The organism is Streptomyces sp. NRRL F-525 (assembly GCF_000716605.1).
Lineage (GTDB): Bacteria > Actinomycetota > Actinomycetes > Streptomycetales > Streptomycetaceae > Streptomyces.
The window spans coordinates 38,260-57,007 of sequence record NZ_JNXE01000002.1 but is presented as its reverse complement, the minus strand read 5'-3'; the positions used below and the strand labels follow the sequence as shown (position 1 = coordinate 57,007).

Below are 18,748 nucleotides of genomic sequence, written 5' to 3'. Positions count from 1 at the left end.
AGGGCGGGAGGAGCAAGGTCGGCGGCCGTTTGGCGCGGGAGAGCCGCCGTCCAGCGCGTGGCCTCCGAGAAGGGCCGAACCCAGTGGACCGCGGTGAGCCGTGTGCCGGGAGCGTGCGTGACGCACCGGCGTGTGCGCGTGGTTCACACGGGGCGCATGGAAAGTCGAAAGCCGTTGCTGGTGAACCGAGTTGTCACCGCATCTGACTTTCTTTCAATGGTATGGAAGTTACCCAAGTGCCTTGTTGGGTCGGGTGGGTTGTGCAAGGGTGAAACACCCGCGTGCGGGGGCTAATGCCCGGGGCTCATTCACCTGTTGATGAACCGAATCCGAGGAATCCACTTCGTGTCCATCCCGCATCCCCCTCGTCCTCCTTACCCGCCGCCGGACGGCGGTGCCCCCGAGGAATCCGACGAGACCCTGGCCGCCCGGCTGCGGGGCCGTCCCGAGGGCGAGGCCGCTCATTCCGTCGCGCTGCTGATGGCACGGCACTGGCGGCCGGTCGAGGATTACGCGGGCATCTGTCTCGCCGCCGAGGGGACCGTGCCCGCGATGGCCGCGGCGGCCGCCTTCCACCGGGTGTTCGACCGGCTGACGTTCGGCGAACACGGCGTTGCGCTGCGGCCCCGGCTGCTGCTGACCGTGCGCGACACGATCCGCGAGTGGTCGACGGAAGAGCGGATATCCAGTGTTGTTCCCGACCTGGGGAATCCCTCCGGGGGCCGCGCGATGCGGGCCGCGAAGTCGATGACGGCGGAAAATCGCAAGCTCGCCGAGCGCTCTTTCCAGACCCTTCCGCCGTTCGCCCAGTGTCTGCTGTGGCACACCGAGGTCGAGGCCGAGTCGATAACCGTGCCGGCGGCCCTGCTCGGCATGGATACCGACAACGCGTCGGCCGCTCTCCAGCAGGCGCACGAAAAATTCCGCGAAGGCTGTGTACGCGCCCACAGGGAACTCGCGCCGACCCAGGATTGCCGCTTCTACAACCGCCTCCTCGACGTCCCGATTCGGCGCGGCGGCGCACTGCTGCCGGATGTCCAGCAGCATCTCGCCCAGTGCCGCTACTGCCGTTTCGCCGCCGAACAACTCAGCTATTTCGAAGGCGGGTTGGGCGTCCTCCTGGCCGAGGCCGTGCTCGGCTGGGGCGCCCGCCCCTACCTCGAATCACGGCCCGGCCGCGCCCGCCGCGACCCACGGACCAGGACCGCGTCCCGGCACGGCGGACACACCGGCGGCAGCACGGGACGGCACCGACTGCTGTCCCGCATCCCCGCACCGGGCCGCCGTCTCGTGGACGCCGCTCGCTCCGCCCGGTCGGAGCGGTCCGCCCGATCGCTGGCCGTCGGCGTCGGCCTGATCGGCGCCGGGGTCCTCGCGACGGTGTTCGCGGTCGTCCTGTGGCCGGACCACAACGGCGGCACCGCCGGTCCCGTCGCCTCCAGCACCACCAACAGCGGCTCCGGACACGTGTCGTCGTCGGCACCCGGCACCGCCCGGCTCCCCGGCACCCCCCAGCGGACGCGGCTGCACAACGCCGCCGCCGACCTGTGCCTCGACATCCAGGGCACCGCGAAGGCCGGCGCAGGCGTCGTCCTGGCCGCGTGCTCGTCCGCCGGGACCCAGGAGTGGTCGTACGACACCGACGGGCTGCTGCGCAGTGTGGCGAGCCCCGGGCTGTGCCTCGACTCGCACGCGGACGCCGGTGTCGTCGTCCTCGGCACCTGCGCCGACGCGACGACCAAGCGCGGCAACGATGTCCGCTACGACTTCACCGTGCAGGGCGAGCTGCTGCCCCGCTGGGACTCGCAACTCGCGCTCACCTCCACCACCAAGGACCCGGGCGCGGACATCGTCCTCAAGGTCCGCGACGGCTCCACCGCCCAGCGCTGGCTGACCGACTCGGTGACGGCCAGCCCCGGTTCGCTGTCGATCGCCGGCACGGGAGCCCCGTCACCGCGCCCCGCGAAGATCGCGGACCGGCTCAACTGACCACATCGGAGGGCGACTTGCCGGTCAGGTACCCGGCGGCGTTCTGCACCGTGGCCAGCGCGATCCGGAGCACCGTCTCCCGGGTCACGCCGCCGACGTGCGGCGAGAGCACCACGTTCGGGGCCCTGAGCAGACGTAGGGCAGGGGTGGGCGGTTCGGGGTCGAAGACGTCCAGCCCCGCTCCCGCGAGGGCGCCCGCTTCGAGTGCGTCCGCGAGGGCGTCCTGGTCGATCAGGGCGCCCCGCGCGGTGTTGATCACGAACGCGCTCGGCTTGAGCAGCGCGAGCCGCTCCGCGTTCAGGAGGTGCCGGGTCTCGGCGGTGAGCGGCGCGTGCAAGGTGACGTAGTCGGAGAGGCGCAGTAGTTCGTCGAGCGGGACGTGCCGGGCGCCACCGAGCCGGGCCCTCGTCTCCTCGGGGACGGGGCGGCGGCCGGCGTAGACGACGGTCATGTCGAACGCGGTTGCCCGGCGGGCGACTTGCTGTCCGATGGCGCCCAGTCCGACGATGCCGAGGGTCTTGCCGGACAGCTCGGTCAGGGAGCGCTGGAGGCGGGGGAGAGCCCAGTCGCCCTTGGCGAGTGCGGTGTGCGCGGGGACGAGTTGCTTGGCCAGCGCCAGCATCAGGGCGAAGGTCTGCTCGGCCACGTTCTGCGCCTCGGCACCGCTCGAACCGATGGTGCAGACGACGACCCCTTGGGTGCGCGCGGCGTCCAGGTCGACGTAGTCGAAGCCGTGGCTCGCGCACTGCACCAGCTCCAACTCCGGGGCGGCGGCGAGGTGTTCGGCGGTCACCGGGGAGAGCGCGGTGATGACGACGTGCGCCGCGCGCAGAGCCTGCGGGTCCTCGTCGACCGTCTCTACGACGGTGACGTCCACCCCGTCGGGCAGCAGCGTCGCGAGTCCGGCGCCCGCTTTCCGGCCGCCCATGTGGGGTGGGACGACGGCCAGGACGTTCTTCGTGGGGGACATACGAAATCCTCGTCGGGGTGGGGGAGGCAGGCGGGGATCCGCGCGTGCGTCAGGACCGGGTGGACGACTCGGCCAGTATCCGGGCCAGTTCACGCGGCCTGGAGAACATCGGCCAGTGGCCCGTGTCCATCCGGACCAGCTCCCAGAGTCCGCTCGCGACCAGTTCGTCGACCGGGGCCGGCAACTCGTCGCCGTCCAGCAGGCACTTGACGTAAGTGGCTGGGAGGCCGGCCAACGGGTGGGCGAGGACTGCCGGTTCGCTGAGGGTGGCACCCGGGTGCGGGGTGCCGTCGGTGATGATGCGGGTGATCTGCTCGTCCGTGAGGCCCTGGCCCGCGTAGTCGGCCGGGTCCAGGGGCGGCCAGTAGCCGCCGTTCTCGTCGAGCGACTTCCTGATGAAGTCGCTCGGGAAGCTGTCCAGGAACGACTCCCCGTCGACCGGCACGTTCGCGTCGACGAACACCACCCGGGCCAGCCGGTCACCGATCCGCTCAGCGGCTTGGCCCACAGGCACACCGGAGTAGCTGTGCCCGACCAGGACGACGTCCCGCAGACCGAGGCGCTCGATCTCGTCGACGATGTCCTGGACATGGGTCTGCTGCCCGGCCGGAACCCCCTGCTTCTCCGCCAGCCCGGACAGGCTCAGCGCATGCACCTCGTGCCCGGCCCCGCGCAGCTCGGACACCACCTCGTCCCACGCCCACGCACCGAGCCACGCCCCCGCCACCACCACGAATCGAGTCATGATCCCAACGTAACCGCCGGGTCTGACAACGACCTTCCCGGAACGATCAGACCGCCCGCGCCACGGCCCGTACCGGCGCACCGTCGGCCCCCGGCAGCCGCAGCGGGAACAGGAACAGCTCCAAGTCCGCGAGGCCCATCACCTGATCGAGACCGGTGAGGTTCTCGGCGATCACCCCGTCCGCGCCGCACAGCACGCGATGCGCGGGCAGCCCCAAGTCGGCCGCCGCATCGCCGGGTTCGGGCGTCGGGTCGACACTCAGGGCATCGACCGCGACCGTACGGACCCCGGCCGCGACGAGTGCCTCGGCCGCCTCCGGGGTGAGCCACGGGTGGGCGAGGTAGTGGTCGGTGCCCCAGTACGCCGACCAGCCCGTGGCCAGCAGGAAGAGGGACCCCGGCCGCAACTGCCGCAGCGCCGGTGCCAGCAGGTCGGGGGTGATCGGCGCGCGGTCCGGCAGCCCCCGTACGTCCGCCACCACCGCGTGTCCGCCGAAGCGATCCAACGGGAGTTCGTCGAGGCGGGGCCACGCGTCGTCCACGTGGTAGGGGGCGTCGACATGCGTGCCCGACTGCGAACCCAGGTGCAGCCGAAGGACGTTGACACCGTCCCGGGGTGCGCGCAGGGCGACGGAGACCTCGACGGCCGGGTCACCGGGATACACGGGCATCCCGGTGACGACGGGCACCGACAGGTCGATCCAGGCCGACATCAGCCCGCCTCGGCGGCCACGGTGGGCGCCTCGATCGCCGCGCCGGGGCCGGTGATCGGGGGCACCGGGACCTCGACGGTGCGGGCCAGCCGCGCGCCCTCCGGGCCGTACGCGGCACGGGGTTCGGGGAACAGCCGGAGCAGGCCCAGGAACAGCACGGCGGCCACGGCGAGCGAGAGCGGCAGGCTGATGTCGACGCCGTTGGCCAGGTCGCCGAGCGGGCCGACGAACTGGCCCGGGATGTTGGTGAACAGCACACCGACGACGGCGGCCACCCACCAGGCGGTCATGCCGCGCCAGTTCCAGCCGTGCGCGAACCAGTAACGCCCGCCGCGCTGACGGCGGTTGAAGACCTGGAGCGCGTCCGGGTCGTACCAGCCGCGCCGGGTGTAGAAGCCCAGCATCATCACGACCATCCACGGTGTCGTACAGGTGATGATCATCGTGGCGAAGGTGGAGATCGACTGCACGAGGTCGAGGCCGAAGCGTCCGATGAAGATGAACGCGATGGACAGGACACCGACCAGGAACGTCGCCTGCACCCGCGACAGCCGGGGGAACACCGAGGAGAAGTCGAGCCCGGTGCCGTAGAGCGAGGTCGTGCCCGTCGACATGCCGCCGATCAGGGCCAGCAGACAGACCGGCAGGAAGAACCAGCTCGGGGAGATCGCGAGGAGTCCGCCGACGAAGTCGGGGGCCGACGGGTCGACGTACTTGGGGGCCTTCGTGGCGATGATGCTCGCCGTCGCCAGGCCGAAGACGAACGGCAGCAGGGTCGCGATCTGCGAGAGGAACGCGGCGCCGACCACCTTGCGGCGCGGGGTGTTCGCCGGGATGTAGCGCGACCAGTCGCCGAGGAACGCGCCGAAGGAGACCGGGTTCGAGAGCACGATCAGGGCCGCGCCGATGAACGACGGCCAGAACAGCGACTGGGTCGCCGCGTCCGCCGAGGACGTGAAGACACCGGCGTACGACGGGTCGAAGTCACCGGCGAAGGCGATCGCGCCGAGCAGGAACAGGAGCGTTGCGGAGAGCACGGCGATCTTGTTGATGAACAGCATGAACCGGAAGCCGTAGACGCAGACCGCGAGGACCAGGACCGCGAACAGCGCGTACGCGACGACGTAGGAGAGTGTGCTCTGCTCCAGGCCGAAGAGGCGGTGTGCGCCGCCGACCAGGGCGTCGCCGGAGCTCCACACCGAGATGGAGAAGAACGCCACGGCGGTGAGCAGGGACAGGAACGAGCCGACGACCCGGCCGTGCACGCCCAGGTGCGCGGAGGAAGCGACCGCGTTGTTCGTGCCGTTGACCGGGCCGAACACCGCCATCGGGCACAGGATCAGCGCGCCGACGACTACGCCCAGGAGCGTGGCCGCGAGGCCCTGCCAGAAGGAGAGGCCGAACAGGATCGGGAAGGCGCCCAGCACGCAGGTGGAGAAGGTGTTGGCACCGCCGAACGCGACCCGGAAGAGGTCGAGCGGGGTGGCGGTGCGGTCCGCGTCGGGGATGCGCTCGACGCCGTAGGTCTCGACCTCGGTCAGGGACTGGCTCGGCGCGGCGGGGGAGGGGGCGGGCTGCTCGGACGAGGGGGACAAGGGGGCTCCAGCGGGGGACGGCGGTGGAGCGCGTTGTAGCGCGGTGGCGGTGGGGACGGGCGTCACGCGCGCGGGGTGGGCGGGGTGAGCGGATGCCGTCCTCAGGGTGTCCGCCGACGCTATGGCGGGCCGTGACACACGCACCAGAGGACGGTTCATCCATCTTTCGTGCCGTGGGTGGAGGAATCATCCACCCCGGAGTCAGTCGGAGTCGCCCGGCGCGTCCTCCGGTTCGGTGTCGGGGCCCTGGGCGCGGACCCGCTGGACGTGTTCGAGGGAGTCGCGCAGTTCGCTGAGCCAGTCGTCGGTGTGGCGCTGGACGAGGCGGACGCACCAGGCGAGCGCGTCGCTGCGGCTGCGGGCCACGCCGGCGGCGATGAGGGTGTCGAGGACTTGGCGCTCGGGCTGGCGCAGCCGGGTCATGACGGGCGCGGCGATGTGCGTGAACAGGGACCGCTCCCCGGCGCACTCCACACCCCACGAGACCTTCCTGCGGAACCGGTGCTCGGCCTCGCGCGCGAGGGCGATCCGGGTCTCCCGGGTGCGCTCGCGGAACTCCTGGACCCGGCCCTGGACGGCTGACTCCTTCTCGGCGTCCGAGACGCCCTCGGCGAGCTTGGGCGCGGGGATGCGGCCGATGACGGTGACCTCCTCGCGGTCGACCGTGACCTCGACCAGCTCCTCGAACAGGTCGTCGGGCAGACGGCCGGTGAACCAGCCGCGAAGCTTTTCCTGCTGCTCTGTCGTAATCATGTAATGACGATTACTCGCGAGCAGAGCGAACGCAAGGGGCTGCGGCGGAGTGCGCCGAGAGCTGAAGCGGAATGTTTCGGGACTGTTTCAGGCCGATTGGGGAGCGTGGGTAAACCGGCCATCCGGCCTGATTCGGCGATCAAGAACCGCGTGGTTACGGGGTTCGCGCGTTCGAATTCTGTGACTTCACGCCACTGATTCAACACGCAAGGTTACTGAAACCTGTGGGTGGGATGTGAGTTTCCGCGACGGACTCGGCAGAGTGGCGCCCGCCGGTCCGGCATCGACCGAGCGGGACCGGCATCTCTTCGAATCGATCCGTTCGTGATCGGTTCGTACCGAGCGGAAGGATGCACACAATGCGGAACACCGCGCGCTGGGCAGCGACCCTGGGTCTGACGGCCACCGCCGTCTGCGGACCCCTGACCGGGTCCGCCCTCGCCGCCCACGGAGCCGGCCCGGCCGCGCTCTACGCCCCCTCAGCCCTGGTGCTCACCATGGGCCACGGCGACGACGCCGCCCTCGCCACACCGGAACGCGCGGTGACCCTCACCTGCGCGCCCACCTCCTCCGGCACCCACCCGGCCGCCGCCGAGGCCTGCGCCGAACTGCGCGGCGTCGGGGGCGACTTCGACGCCCTCACGGCCCGGGACGACGTGCTGTGCAACAAGCTCTACCGCCCCGTCGTCGTCACGATCGACGGTGTGTGGCAGGGCAGACGCGTCTCCTACGAGCGCGTCTTCTCCAACGAGTGCGTGAAGGACTCCTACGGATACGGAGGCGTCTTCACGTTCTGAGAGACCGGGACCGCACGGTCTCCGTGAGCAACAGGGAGGGTCCGTAGCTGGGGAGTGCGTGCCCCTGTCGCGGAGTACCGCGGTCCCGCAACCAGGGGTCGGCCGGGCGGTGTGGGGTCGCCCGTGCCGGCCCCTGTCATCGTTGGGGCCGCTCGGCCTGCGCGGGCAGCACCCGCAGCGGCGGAAAGCGGCCGAGCAGCCCCGAGGCACGCAACAGCCGGTCGATCCGCGGCCCGTCGGACACCACGCGCAACCGCCCGCCGCGTTCCCTGGCCCGCCGCTCGGCCCGGCACAGGACGCGCAGCCCGGAGCAGTCGAAGAACTCGACGGGCCGCAGATCCACCAGTACGTCGGGCTCGTCGACCGAGGTCGCGGCGTCCAGGTGTTCTACGACCAGGTCGGCCGTCGCCATGTCGATCTCGCCCGAGACCTCGACCACCGTGAAGGGACCCCTGGACCGCGTACGGGCACAGGAGTTGGCCGCGGGACTGTCGCGTTCGTCCGCTTCCGCTGTCATGGCCGCTCCACCTCGGCACGGGGCGCATTCGGTCTCGGTAGTTACCCCGCAGGGGCGCATGGCATCCCCGACACGCCGTCCGCAAGATCTGGTTCACTCGACATGGTGAACTTCGGTCAGAAAGGTTGACTTTCTGTCAGTAGGGCGATGAAGAGGGGCCGCCGTCTCCCTGCGGACGGCGGCCCCTCGGTCTGTGCGGCTCAGGATCGGGCGGAGCCGGTCACATGTGGACGACCGGTGCGGCGTCCGCCTCCTGCTGCGGAACCCCGCGACGGTAGAGCACCAGCGCGATCAGCGTGCCCGCGGCGAAGAAGCCCGCCGACCACCAGAACGCGGTGGTGTAGCTCTCGATCGTCGCCTGCGCCTGGACCAACTTGCTGGATGCGTCCTTCCCGGCCAGGTAGTCCGTCGCGGCGCTCGCGGCCAGCGTGTTCAGCAGTGCCGTACCGATCGAACCGCCCACCTGCTGCATGGCGTTGACCGTCGCCGAGGCGACACCCGCGTCCTCGGCGGCGACCCCGCCCGTGGCGAGCTGCATCGCCGGCGGCATCACCATGCCGAGACCCGCGCCGATCACGATCAGCTGCGGCAGCACGTGGGTCGCGTAGGACGAGGTGGTCCCGATGCCGGTCAGCCAGGCCATGCCGACCATGGCGATGGCGAAGCCCAGGGGAATGACGACCTTCGGGCCGAGGCGCGGCACGAGCATCGTGGTGCCGATCTGCGCCATGACCATCAGGGCGCCGATCATCGGCAGGAACGCGACACCGGTCTTGGTGGGGCTGAAGCCGAGGTTCAGCTGCAGGTAGTAGGTGAGGAAGAGGAACACGCCGAACATGCCCGCACCGGTGATCAGCACGGCGAGGAACGAGGCGCCCCGGTTGCGGTCGAGCAGGATGCGCAGCGGCAGCAGTGGGTGCGCGGCGCGGTTCTGCCACCAGGCGAAGGCGGCGAGGAGCACACCGCCCGCGATCAGGAAGCCCCAGGTCTGCGGCGAACTCCAGTCGTGCGTCTCGGCGTTGGAGAAGCCGTAGACGAGGGAGAACAGACCACCGGCGACCAGGACCGTGCCCGGCACGTCCAGCTTGGAGCCCGCGGCGTCGCGGTGGTTGCTCAGCAGGACCCAGCCGCCCGCGAAGGCGACGAACGCGATGGCGACGTTCACGTAGAGCGTCCAGCGCCAGTCGAAGGCGTCGGTCAGCACACCGCCGAGCAGCAGACCCACCGCACCGCCGGCGCCCGCGATGGCGCCGTAGACGCTGAAGGCCCGAGCGCGTTCACGGGCGTCCGTGAACGTCGTGTTGAGCAGGGACAGCGCGGCCGGCGCGAGGAGCGCGCCCGCGACACCCTGGAGGGCGCGTGCGGTGACCAGCATCTCGAAGCTGGTGGCGGCGCCGCCGAGCGCGGAGGCGGCGGCGAATCCGACGACACCGGCGAGGAAGGCGGTCTTCCGGCCGAACAGGTCGGCGATACGGCCGCCGAGCAGCAGCAGGGAGGCGAACGCGAGAGCGTACGCGGTGACGATCCACTGCCGGTTGCCGTCGGAGAAGCCGAGGTCCTTCTGGGCCGACGGCAGGGCGATGTTCACGATGGTGGCGTCGAGGACCACCATCAACTGCGCGACGGCGACGATCGCGAGGATCCACCACCGCTTGTTGGAGGACGCGGACTGCGCCTCCCCGACACCCGACCGGGTGTCTTCGGTCAATGTCTTCTGGGACATCGGGAACCACTCCAGGGAAGTCGTTCGGGGTTTACCAAAACGTAAACGAAACGGTTTCGTACACATCGGAGACTAGACCACTTTCTGCGAAACGGCAACGTTTCGCAGAAGACGGGGAGCAGGCATGCGCAGTGGCGTGTTCGAGGTCGACGGGGCCGGGCTGTACTACGAGGTACGCGGCACCGGCCCGGCGCTGTTGATGATCAGCGGGGCCGGGGGAGACGCCGGCTACTACGACGGCGTCGCCGCGACCCTTTCCGACGCATTCATGGTGATCTCGTACGACCGGCGCGGCAACTCGCGGAGTTCCGGCAGGTCAAAGGCCCCGATGGACCTAGCCGTGCAGGCCGCCGACGCCCGCGCGCTCGTCGACGGGCTGGCCGACGGTCGGGCGCTGGTCTTCGGCAACAGCGGCGGCGCGATCATCGGCCTCACGCTGGCCGCGCTGCACCCGGAGGTGATGGCGGGCCTCATCGCCCATGAACCGCCCGCCGTGAACGTTCTGCCCGACGGCGACCCCGGCCGCGGCTTCTTCGCCGAACTGGCCGCACTCTACGAACAGGGCGGGGCACCCGCGGCCGGCCGCCGGTTCGCGGAGACGACCCGCGGTGAGGGGACGTACCGCTGGCCCCCCGACCTCTGGAAGCGGTTCCTCGGCAACCAGGACCACCTCTTCGGCACGGAGTGGCCAGGCTTCGCCGGCTTCTACCCCGACGAGACCGCGCTCAAGTCGGCCCCGTTTCCTGTGGTGTTGGGGGCGGGCGCGGAAGACCGCGGTACGTACTACGCCCGGCCGTCGATCGAGATCGCCCGCCGGATCGGCGTGCCGTGGGCCGAATTCCCCGGCGTCCACATGGAGTTCCTGCGCGACCCGCTCCAATTCGCGTCGGCGGTACGGGTTTTGGCGACCCAGATGTACAGCCGGGAAGGAGAGGTGCCGGACCTCTGGGAGGGCGGGGTTCAGTGAGGTCGGAGCAGCTCCGCGACCAACACCCGCCGCAGCCAAGCCTGGTAGGCGTCCCGCGTCCAACTCCGATGCCTGCGCAGGAGTTGATGCGTGTGCGGTGACGCCAGGGCGTAGAGCGTGTCGGCGGCGGTGCGCGCGTCGAGGCCCGGGCGGAGGGCTCCGCGCTCCTCAAGCGCCGTGGTCAGGGCCAGATGTACGCCGTACGTCGCCTCGGCGCCGGCGTCCGCGGACGCCCGCATGTCCGGGTCGGCGCCGGCCGCCTCGACGGTCACCATGATCAGGTCACCGGCCCGCTCCAGCAGGTCGGTCATCTGGTCGACGGCACGGCCGATCGCGCGCTCGGGGTCGGGCTCGTCCCGGATCGCCACGGTCTCGGGGCGCTCCGGGACGGCCACCGGTTCCTCGTCCCCGGCGAGTGTGACGCCCAGGGTGTGCCCGAACAGGGCGGCCTTGGTGGGGAACGCGTCGTACAGCGTGCGCTCGCCGACACCGGCCAGCGCCGCCACCTCCTTCATCCGCGTGCCCGTGTATCCCTTCTCCGTGAACAGCCGCGCGGCCGCCTCCCGGATGCGGGCGCGGGTCGTCGCCGCCGCCTCGGCGCGCTTGGCCGAGCGGTACGGCCTCTTCTGGTTGACGGGGTCGGACATGGGGAGGAGTCTAGAGGAAATCGGCGCAGTCGTACTGCGGCGAAATGAACGAGGAGCGTGAGAGCCATGCCGGAGCTCGCCGGAATCCATCACGTGAAGATGCCCGTCACCGACCTCGACCGCTCACGCGACTGGTACGGCCGCGTCCTCGGTTTCAAGGTCACGTACGAGTTCCAGGACGCGGACGGAGTCGTGCGCGGAGTGGCGGGCGAGGTCCCGGGACTCGGCGACTCCATGCTCTGCCTGCGCGTCAACTCCCAAGCGGCGCAGGGCTGTCAGGGCTTCGACCCCGTCAGCTTCGCGGTCCGGGACAGGGCTGACGTGGAGGCGTGGGCCGCGCATCTCGACACCCTCGGCGTCACGCACTCGCCGGTGATCGAGGCCTCGATCGGCTGGCTGCTGGTCTTCAACGACCCGGACGGCCTCGACCTGCATCTGTACAGCTGGGCGGCGCACGGGGTGGACCACGGGGATGTCGCGGGATACGGCCGCCCGGTCGCCTGAGGGGGTGCGCGTTCCGGGTTGCGGGCACTGTATTCCTTGACGGGAATATAACCAGCGAGGCATATTGAGGTCATGTCCGACGCCTCGCTCTGGACCGCCCTCGCCGATCCCCACCGGCGGGCCATCGTCGGCCTGCTCCTGGAGCGGCCCCGGCCCGTCGGCGAGATCGTGGAGGCATGCGGCCTGAGCCAGCCCAGCACGTCGAAGCATCTACGGGTACTTCGGGACGCGGGCCTGGTCCGCGTACGGCAGGACGCGCAACGCCGTGTCTACGCCCTCGACCCGGCCCCGATCGCCGAACTCGACGCCTGGCTCACCCCTTACCGAGAGCTGTGGAACCGCAGCCTGGACCGGCTGGGCCAACGCCTCGACGAGACGTCGGAGGACGACACCGCACACCTCACACCGAAGGACTGATCCGCCATGTCCGTCGACCTCACCGGTACCTACCTGACCCTGGACGACGGCCGCCCCGCCGTCCGTTTCAGCCGTACCTACGACCAACCCCTCGACCGCGTCTGGCAGTTCGTGACCGACCCCGACGAACTCGTGCGGTGGTTCCCCTCCCGCGCCGAATTCGACCTGCGCCCCGGCGGGACGGTCACCTTCAGCGGCGACCCCAACATGCCCGAGTCGACCGGCTGGGTCATCGCTGTCGACGCACCCCGGCACCTGTCCTTCGAATGGGGCGTCGACGAGCTGCACTTCGACCTGGAGGAGGTCGAGGAGAAGCGCACCCGCTTCACGCTCACCAACGTTCTCGGCGCCGCGGACACGGCGTCCCGCAACGGCGCCGGCTGGGAGGTCTGCCTGGCCGTGCTCGATGCGAAGGCTCGCGGTGAAGCCGTAGCGGGGCCGCATGCCGGTGCCGGTGCGCCCTGGAAGGCGTTCTATGAGGGCTACTTGGCGGCCGGGGTGCCCTCCGGCGCGGTCGTGCCGGGCCTGGACTGACGCACCCCTGGCCCAGTCGACCCTTCACGCCATCTGTCGCCGCACCAGCTCGTGCAGCCGTCCACCCGTGTCCGCCAACAGCTGTGCGGGCGGCCCCTGTTGGGCGACCTTGCCGTCCTCCATGACGATCACGCGATCGGCGTCCAGCACGGTCGACAGGCGGTGCGCGATGACGATCCGGGTGGCGTTGAGGGCCTTCGTGCTCTCGATCACCGTGCGCTGGGTCTCGTTGTCCAGCGCGCTGGTCGCCTCGTCGAAGAAGAGGATGCGCGGTCGGCGGATCAACGCCTGGGCGATCATGAGGCGTTGACGCTGGCCGCCCGAGACCGCGCCGCTGCCGGAGACGATCGTGTGCAGGCCCATCGGCATCCGCTTGATGTCCTCGGCGAGCCCCGCCATCTCGGCCGCCGCCATCGCCTCCTCCGGCGTGAACGGTTCGGTGCCGCAGATGACGTCCAGGATGGAGCCGGTGAACGGCTGGGCGTGCTGGAGCACCACCCCGCACTGCCGCCGCACCGCCGACTGGTCGAGGGCGCCGAGGTCCTGGCCGTCGTAGAGGACGCTGCCGGTGACCGGTTTGTCGAAGCCGATGAGGAGGCGGAGCAGGGTGGACTTGCCGCAGCCGCTGGGGCCGACGATCGCCACGAACTCGCCCGCGCGGATGGTGAAGGACACGTCGTCGAGGACCAGTGGGCCGTCGTCCGCGTAGCGGAAGGAGACCCGGCGGGCCTCCATCGCGCCGGAGAGCTGGCCGGGGCGGGTGCTCGCGGTGCGGACCTCCGGGGCCGCGTCCAGGACCGGCCTGATCTCCTCGAAGAGGGGGAGCGCGGACACCGCCGAGACGAAGGCGCCGGTGAGGCTGGTGACCGAGGTCAGGAGCATCGTCACCGAGGTGTTGAAGCTGAGGAAGGAGGCCGCCGACATCGAGCCGCGTGCCGGGCCCGCGAGGATCATGAACATCAGCAGGGTGCAGACCGGCAGATACACCGCGCCCATCACGGTGGTGAGGTTCTTGATGCGGCCGACCTTCTGCTGCAGCTCGCGGCTGCGCGCGAACTCCGACGCCCAGGCGGCGTAGGCGTAGTTCTCGGCCGCCGCGACGCGGAGCTTCGGCAGGCCGCGCAGGGTCTGGAACGCCTGGTTGTTCAGCTTGTTGTTGAGGACGACCAGCTTGCGCTGCCAGCGCACCTGCCACAGGCCGAGGCTCAGGAATATGGCCGCGATCACGACGAGCATGCCGATCGCCGCGAGGGCCATCGAGGGGTTGTACCAGAACAGCAGGCCCAGGTTCATGACGCCGACCGTCGCCGACTGGGCGACTACGGGCCCAACTCCCGCCAGGAGACGGCGGATCGAGCTGATGCCCATCGCCGCGCTCGCCAGCTCACCCGTCGAGCGTTCGGTGAAGAACTTCGTCGGCAGCCTCAACAGCCGGTCCCAGACGGCTGGTTGGAGCGTCGCCTCGATACGGCCCTCCAGGCGGAGGATCGTGAGGTTCTCCAGCAGCATGAAGGCCGCCGCCACCACGCTGGTGATCATCACCGCCAGACAGGCCTGGACGATCAGGTTCGTCTGCGCCTTCGGCACGAACTCGCCGAGCACCTTGCCCGTCGCGATCGGCACCAACGCCCCGATGGCGACCGTCACCAGCCCGCTGATCAGCAGGTTCGTGAGGTCGCTTGCGGTGCCCTGCATGGAGAAGCGCAGCAGCCCGAACGGGCTGAGCCGCCGCTCCGGCAGCGGGCGGTAGAACATCACCGCGCGCGGCTCGAACTCCTCCGCGTTCGCCTTCTCGATCGGTGTCTCACGGCCGGTCGCCGGATGGACGGCGACGTAGCCGCCGCGCCGCCACAGCAGTGCGACCGGCGCTCCCGACAACGCCCGATGGCCCACCAGCGGGCCGACGTTGTCACGCCACCAACGCCCGTCGAGCCGTACGGCCCGGACTCGGACGCGTGAGGCGAGGGCTATTCGCTCGACGGGGTCGAGGCGGTCGCTCTCGCTGCCGCTCTGGGAGGGTTCGGCGAGGGTGAGCCCGGCCGCCTCGGCGACCAACTTGCAGGCGGCGTACGACGCGTCGGCGTCCGCGGACGTCGTACGCCGGGCCGATGACTTGCCGATCGACGCCAGCAGTGTCCGGTCGGCCTGTGCGCGCACTGCCTCACCGGCCTTGATACCGGCGGCGGTTCGGGTCTCGTGGGTGCGCTCCAGCTGCTCGATCCACTTGTCCAGCGTGGACAGCAGGCGGTACTGCTGGTTGACCATGTCCTGCCAGACGGCCGGGTCCATCAGCAGATCGGCCGCCGCCTCCGCGCCGTACATCGACCCGTACTGCACGCTCCCCGGCGGGACTTGCATCCAGAAAACGTCGTCATCGGTGGGCGCGGCGGCCCGCTCGGTGGCCATCGGTGCCTGGAAGAGGATGGAGAGGCCGCGGCCGACACCGAGGGCGAGGGCGTATTCGAGCGGGCTCGAAGTCGGGGGCACGTACTGGGGGTTGCCGTACTCGTCGTACGACCAGGTCTGGGTGTTCGCGGGCTGGTACAGCTCGCGCAGGTTGATGCGGTGCACCACGCAATCGCGCAACGGGCGGGCCACCAGCGTGTGTTGGGGTCCGGTGACCGGGCCGAGCAGCAGTGAGCCCGCCTCCAGTCGGCCGAGGTGGTGCCAGTGGCCCTGCTGTACGGCGTCCACCGCGAACAGGTCGATGGCACCCGACGCGACCAGCCACAGCACCTGCGGGCCTTCGAGGTCGAGGCGGTTGGACCCGGCGCAGTCGATCGGCGTGCCCAGGTTTCCCAGCGCGCCGAGGACCAGGTCGCCCTCGTGGACGGACGTCATCTCAGCGCTCCTTGACCAGCGTGGCGTACGCGCCGCCGGCCGCCACCAGGGCGTCGTGCCGCCCGCGTTCCACGATCGTCCCGTGTTCGAGGACGACGATCTCGTCGCTGTCGCGCACGGTGCTGAGCCGGTGCGCGATCACCACGCAGGCGCAGCCGCGCTTGCGCAGGTTGTCCATCACGACCAGCTCGGTCTCCGCGTCCAAGGCGCTCGTCACCTCGTCCAGCACGAGGATGCTCGGCCTGCGCACCAACGCCCTTGCTATCTCGAGGCGTTGACGCTGGCCGCCGGAGAAGTTGCGCCCGTCCTGCTCGACCCGGCTGTGGATGCCCCCGGGCCGCCGCATGACGACGTCGTACAGGGCCGCGTCGCGCAGCGCGTCCTCCAGGGCCTCGTCCGGGATCGACGGGTCCCACAGCGCCACGTTGTCGCGGACCGAGCCCTCGAAGAGGAACACGTCCTGGTCGACGAAGGACACGGAGGCGGCGAGCGCGCCGCGCGGGATGTCCTCGAGGCGGTGGTTGTCGATGCGGATCACGCCTTCCCAGGGCGTGTAGAGACCCGAGATCAGCCTGGAGACCGTGGACTTGCCGCTGCCGGAGCCGCCGACCAGGGCCACCTGCTGGCCCGGGCCGACCGTCAGGTCGAAGCCGGTGAGCAGGGGCTTGTCGAGGGGGCTGTAGCCGAAGGTGATGTTCTCCAGCTCGACGTGACCTTGCAGTCGGCGGGTCGAATCGGCGCCGCCCGCACGGGAGTAGAGGGGATCGGCCTGGAAGTTCTCGACGTCCTTGAGGCGGGCCACGTCGGCCGCGAAGTCCTGGATGCGGCCCGCGACGCCGTTGAGCCGGGTGATCGGCGCGGTGAAGCGGGTGACCAGCGCCTGGAAGGCGACCAACAGGCCTACGGAGATGTGCCCTTCGACCGCGCGCATACCGCCGATCCACAGGATCAGCGCGCTGTTGAGCGAGGCGAGCGTCGGCGCGACCACACCCAGCCAGGCGCTCGGCACGCCGAGCCGCTGCTGCTCCTCCAGGGTGGTGGCGTGCTGGCCGGCCCACTTGCGGAAGTAGCCGTCCTCGCCGCCGGTCGCCTTCATCGTCTCGATCAACTGGAGCCCGGTGTATGCCGTGTTGGTGAGCCGGGCGCTGTCGGCGCGCAGTTTCGCGGTGCGGGTCGCGCGCAGCCGGATGACGACCCGCATCGCCACCACGTTCAGCAGGGCAACACCTATCCCGACATAGGTGAGTTGGGGGTCGTACGTATAGAGGAGGAACGCGTAGAGCACCACGACCACCGCGTCCACCCCGGCGGCCGAGAGATCGCGGGCCAGGGTCTCGGCGACGGCGTCGTTCGACTGGAGGCGCTGCACCAGGTCGGCCGGGCTGCGCTGGGAGAAGAACGTCACCGGCAGTCGCAGCAGATGGCGCAGGAAGCGGGCGCTGGAGAGCGTGGAGGAGATGATGCGGCCGTGCAGCAGGTTCGCCTGTTGCAGCCAGGTCAGCGCCAGCGTGAGCAGGACGCAGGTGCCCATCGACGCGAACAGGACGCCCAGCAGGGACGTCTGACCGCCTATCAGGAACATGTCGATGTAGGTTCGGCTGAGCGCGGGCATCGCCGCACCGACCAGCACCAGCAGCAGACTCGAGAGGACGGCGGCGGGCATCGTGCCCGCGGTGCCGCGCAACCGGGCCGGCATGGCGCCCAGGACGCCCGGCTTGCGGCCGCCCTTCTCGAAGCCGTCGCCCGGTTCCATGACGAGGACGACACCGGTGAAGCTGGCGTCGAAGTCCTCCATGGGCACGAACCGGCGCCCTTTTCCAGGGTCGTTGATGTACACACCGCGGCGGCCGAAGCGGCGCCCCATGCCGTCGTAGACGACGTAGTGGTTGAACTCCCAGAACAGGACGGCGGGGGACCGGACTTCGGCGAGGGCGGCCGTGTCCATCTGCATGCCCTTGGCCGTGAGGCCGTAACTGCGCGCCGCCTTCAGCAAGTTGCTGGCGCGGGAGCCGTCGCGGGAGACACCGCAGGCGATGCGGAGTTCCTCCAGCGGGATGTGGCGGCCGTAGTGGCCGAGCACCATCGCGAGGGAGGCGGCGCCGCACTCGACGGCCTCCATCTGGAGGACCGTGGGTGAACGGACCGTCTTGGCGCGGCCCTTGGGGACCGGGCGTTTCGGCGGGGCGGAGCGGCGCCGTGAACGGGTGTCCTGTGCGGGGCTCATGGCAGCAGCCAATCGAGGGGGCGCTGATCGGCCAGCCGGATCGAGGCCGAGGCCATGGTCATGGAGGTCAGGGCGAAGGGGGGTCCGTCCTGGGACGACCACTTGTAACCGCTCTTCGTCCGCGCCGACTTGTCGAGCTTCACCAGTACGGCCACCGGGCGGCCCTTCTTGGTGAACTGCTCGCCGAGCTGGCTGTCCCCGAGGAACGCGGAGATCTGCTGCGCCGACTGGGCCGACCGGTCCACCGCCTTCACCTGGCCGCGCAGCACGCCGTACGTCTGCGTCGGAGCCGAGGAGACGGTCAGGTCGACGTCGGCGATCGCGGGGATGGAGGCCGCGTTCTCGGCGGGGACGTACACCGTCGCGTACAGCGGGTCCGTGGCGTGGGCGACCTTCTCCACGGCGGCGACGTTCGCGCCGGTCTGGATGATCTGGCCGATGGTGGCGGCGAGCGCGGTGATCCGGCCCGCGGCGACCGTGCGCACGACGGAGTCGCCGTCGCCCGTACGGACCTTCAGGACAGGGGAGTTGGCGGGCAGCCGCTCGCCTTCCTGCGCGAGGACGGCGGTGACCTGTCCGGCCACGGGACTCTGCAGGATGTAACTGCCCTCCCCGTGCGTGAGGATGGCGGACGCGCTGACGGTCGACGCCACCGATCCGGTCACCGCCCACACGGACGCGGCGGCCACCACGACCACCGTCACGGAGAGCACGAGCCAGCCCTGCGGACGCGCGAAGCGCACCGGAAGATCAAGCTCTTCGGGCGACTGGAGCTTGGCGAGGGCCTGTTGGCGGAACTGCACGGGACTTCCC

General features: G+C 70.4%; 17 protein-coding genes. 6 read left to right on the top strand and 11 right to left on the bottom strand.

Going from position 1 to position 18,748, the window contains the following annotated elements:
- The first annotated feature begins 345 nt into the window (after positions 1-345).
- Positions 346-1,989 (top strand): RICIN domain-containing protein, encoded by a 1,644-nt coding sequence (locus tag OO69_RS03340; protein ID WP_033278858.1) that lies wholly within the window; start codon positions 346-348, stop codon positions 1,987-1,989.
- Here OO69_RS03340 and OO69_RS03335 read toward each other — a convergent pair.
- From OO69_RS03335 to OO69_RS03315, 5 genes are all read right to left on the bottom strand, one after another.
- A complete protein-coding gene (locus OO69_RS03335) occupies positions 1,982-2,959 on the bottom strand; it encodes a 2-hydroxyacid dehydrogenase (RefSeq protein ID WP_033278857.1) in 978 nt (325 codons plus the stop codon). The two genes, OO69_RS03340 and OO69_RS03335, sit on opposite strands and share 8 nt — an antisense overlap.
- A gap of 49 nt (positions 2,960-3,008) precedes the next feature.
- A complete protein-coding gene (locus OO69_RS03330; RefSeq protein WP_033278856.1) occupies positions 3,009-3,704 on the bottom strand; it encodes an alpha/beta fold hydrolase in 696 nt (231 codons plus the stop codon).
- 46 nt (positions 3,705-3,750) lie between these two features.
- Entirely contained in the window at positions 3,751-4,416 is a 666-nt protein-coding gene (locus OO69_RS03325) for a cyclase family protein (protein ID WP_033278855.1), read from the bottom strand.
- Positions 4,416-6,011: a purine-cytosine permease family protein gene (locus OO69_RS03320; protein ID WP_033278854.1), complete on the bottom strand. Its 1,596-nt coding sequence runs from the start codon at positions 6,009-6,011 to the stop codon at positions 4,416-4,418. The genes OO69_RS03325 and OO69_RS03320 overlap by 1 nt, the downstream gene beginning before the upstream one ends.
- A 201-nt stretch (positions 6,012-6,212) precedes the next feature.
- Complete coding sequence (locus OO69_RS03315; RefSeq protein WP_033278853.1) at positions 6,213-6,764, bottom strand: hypothetical protein; 552 nt, start codon at positions 6,762-6,764, stop codon at positions 6,213-6,215.
- A 359-nt stretch (positions 6,765-7,123) separates the two neighbouring features.
- Here OO69_RS03315 and OO69_RS03310 point away from each other — a divergent pair, with 359 nt between their 5' ends.
- Entirely contained in the window at positions 7,124-7,561 is a 438-nt protein-coding gene (locus tag OO69_RS03310; RefSeq protein ID WP_033278852.1) for a protease inhibitor, read from the top strand.
- A gap of 136 nt (positions 7,562-7,697) precedes the next feature.
- On the opposite strand, the gene OO69_RS03305 is transcribed toward OO69_RS03310, so the two are convergent.
- Both OO69_RS03305 and OO69_RS03300 read right to left on the bottom strand, forming a co-directional pair.
- On the bottom strand, positions 7,698-8,078 hold the full coding sequence (locus OO69_RS03305; protein WP_033278851.1) for an STAS domain-containing protein: 381 nt from the start codon (positions 8,076-8,078) through the stop codon (positions 7,698-7,700).
- 220 nt (positions 8,079-8,298) lie between these two features.
- Positions 8,299-9,801 carry an MFS transporter gene (locus OO69_RS03300; RefSeq protein WP_033278850.1) on the bottom strand — a complete coding sequence of 501 codons (1,503 nt, stop codon included), beginning with the start codon at positions 9,799-9,801 and terminating at the stop codon, positions 8,299-8,301.
- Positions 9,802-9,925: 124 nt separating this feature from the next.
- Here OO69_RS03300 and OO69_RS03295 point away from each other — a divergent pair, with 124 nt between their 5' ends.
- On the top strand, positions 9,926-10,768 hold the full coding sequence (locus OO69_RS03295) for an alpha/beta hydrolase (RefSeq protein WP_051800752.1): 843 nt from the start codon (positions 9,926-9,928) through the stop codon (positions 10,766-10,768).
- Here the strand turns inward: OO69_RS03295 and OO69_RS03290 are convergent.
- Complete coding sequence (locus tag OO69_RS03290) at positions 10,762-11,415, bottom strand: TetR/AcrR family transcriptional regulator (protein WP_033278849.1); 654 nt, start codon at positions 11,413-11,415, stop codon at positions 10,762-10,764. The two genes, OO69_RS03295 and OO69_RS03290, sit on opposite strands and share 7 nt — an antisense overlap.
- A gap of 66 nt (positions 11,416-11,481) precedes the next feature.
- On the opposite strand from OO69_RS03290, the gene OO69_RS03285 reads away from it, so the two are divergent.
- The 3 genes from OO69_RS03285 (at position 11,482) to OO69_RS03275 (ending at position 12,870) form a co-directional block, all read left to right on the top strand.
- Positions 11,482-11,919, top strand: a complete 438-nt coding sequence (locus tag OO69_RS03285) for a VOC family protein (protein WP_051800751.1) — start codon at positions 11,482-11,484, stop codon at positions 11,917-11,919.
- A gap of 72 nt (positions 11,920-11,991) precedes the next feature.
- Positions 11,992-12,336, top strand: coding sequence for an ArsR/SmtB family transcription factor (locus OO69_RS03280; protein WP_033278847.1), 345 nt, complete (start codon positions 11,992-11,994; stop codon positions 12,334-12,336).
- 6 nt (positions 12,337-12,342) lie between these two features.
- On the top strand, positions 12,343-12,870 hold the full coding sequence (locus OO69_RS03275; RefSeq protein WP_033278846.1) for an SRPBCC family protein: 528 nt from the start codon (positions 12,343-12,345) through the stop codon (positions 12,868-12,870).
- A 24-nt stretch (positions 12,871-12,894) separates the two neighbouring features.
- On the opposite strand, the gene OO69_RS03270 is transcribed toward OO69_RS03275, so the two are convergent.
- The 3 genes from OO69_RS03270 to OO69_RS03260 are packed head-to-tail and all read right to left on the bottom strand — an operon-like array spanning position 12,895 to position 18,738.
- A complete protein-coding gene (locus tag OO69_RS03270; protein ID WP_033278845.1) occupies positions 12,895-15,711 on the bottom strand; it encodes an NHLP bacteriocin export ABC transporter permease/ATPase subunit in 2,817 nt (938 codons plus the stop codon).
- A 1-nt stretch (position 15,712) separates the two neighbouring features.
- Positions 15,713-17,935, bottom strand: coding sequence for an NHLP family bacteriocin export ABC transporter peptidase/permease/ATPase subunit (locus OO69_RS03265; protein WP_033278844.1), 2,223 nt, complete (start codon positions 17,933-17,935; stop codon positions 15,713-15,715).
- Positions 17,932-18,738 carry an HlyD family efflux transporter periplasmic adaptor subunit gene (locus OO69_RS03260; RefSeq protein ID WP_033278843.1) on the bottom strand — a complete coding sequence of 269 codons (807 nt, stop codon included), beginning with the start codon at positions 18,736-18,738 and terminating at the stop codon, positions 17,932-17,934. Before OO69_RS03260 ends, OO69_RS03265 begins: the two co-directional genes overlap by 4 nt.
- Positions 18,739-18,748: the final 10 nt, after the last annotated feature.

What these genes read in the sequence shown, in the direction of transcription:
- OO69_RS03335 (WP_033278857.1), bottom strand. Translation starts at nt 2,959, where the DNA reads ATGTCCCCCACGAAGAACGTCCTGGCCGTCGTCCCACCCCACATGGGC.
- OO69_RS03330 (WP_033278856.1), bottom strand. Translation starts at nt 3,704, where the DNA reads ATGACTCGATTCGTGGTGGTGGCGGGGGCGTGGCTCGGTGCGTGGGCG.
- OO69_RS03325 (WP_033278855.1), bottom strand. Translation starts at nt 4,416, where the DNA reads ATGTCGGCCTGGATCGACCTGTCGGTGCCCGTCGTCACCGGGATGCCC.
- OO69_RS03315 (WP_033278853.1), bottom strand. Translation starts at nt 6,764, where the DNA reads ATGATTACGACAGAGCAGCAGGAAAAGCTTCGCGGCTGGTTCACCGGC.
- OO69_RS03310 (WP_033278852.1), top strand. Translation starts at nt 7,124, where the DNA reads ATGCGGAACACCGCGCGCTGGGCAGCGACCCTGGGTCTGACGGCCACC.
- OO69_RS03305 (WP_033278851.1), bottom strand. Translation starts at nt 8,078, where the DNA reads ATGACAGCGGAAGCGGACGAACGCGACAGTCCCGCGGCCAACTCCTGT.
- OO69_RS03300 (WP_033278850.1), bottom strand. Translation starts at nt 9,801, where the DNA reads ATGTCCCAGAAGACATTGACCGAAGACACCCGGTCGGGTGTCGGGGAG.
- OO69_RS03295 (WP_051800752.1), top strand. Translation starts at nt 9,926, where the DNA reads ATGCGCAGTGGCGTGTTCGAGGTCGACGGGGCCGGGCTGTACTACGAG.
- OO69_RS03290 (WP_033278849.1), bottom strand. Translation starts at nt 11,415, where the DNA reads ATGTCCGACCCCGTCAACCAGAAGAGGCCGTACCGCTCGGCCAAGCGC.
- OO69_RS03285 (WP_051800751.1), top strand. Translation starts at nt 11,482, where the DNA reads ATGCCGGAGCTCGCCGGAATCCATCACGTGAAGATGCCCGTCACCGAC.
- OO69_RS03280 (WP_033278847.1), top strand. Translation starts at nt 11,992, where the DNA reads ATGTCCGACGCCTCGCTCTGGACCGCCCTCGCCGATCCCCACCGGCGG.
- OO69_RS03275 (WP_033278846.1), top strand. Translation starts at nt 12,343, where the DNA reads ATGTCCGTCGACCTCACCGGTACCTACCTGACCCTGGACGACGGCCGC.
- OO69_RS03270 (WP_033278845.1), bottom strand. Translation starts at nt 15,711, where the DNA reads ATGACGTCCGTCCACGAGGGCGACCTGGTCCTCGGCGCGCTGGGAAAC.
- OO69_RS03265 (WP_033278844.1), bottom strand. Translation starts at nt 17,935, where the DNA reads ATGAGCCCCGCACAGGACACCCGTTCACGGCGCCGCTCCGCCCCGCCG.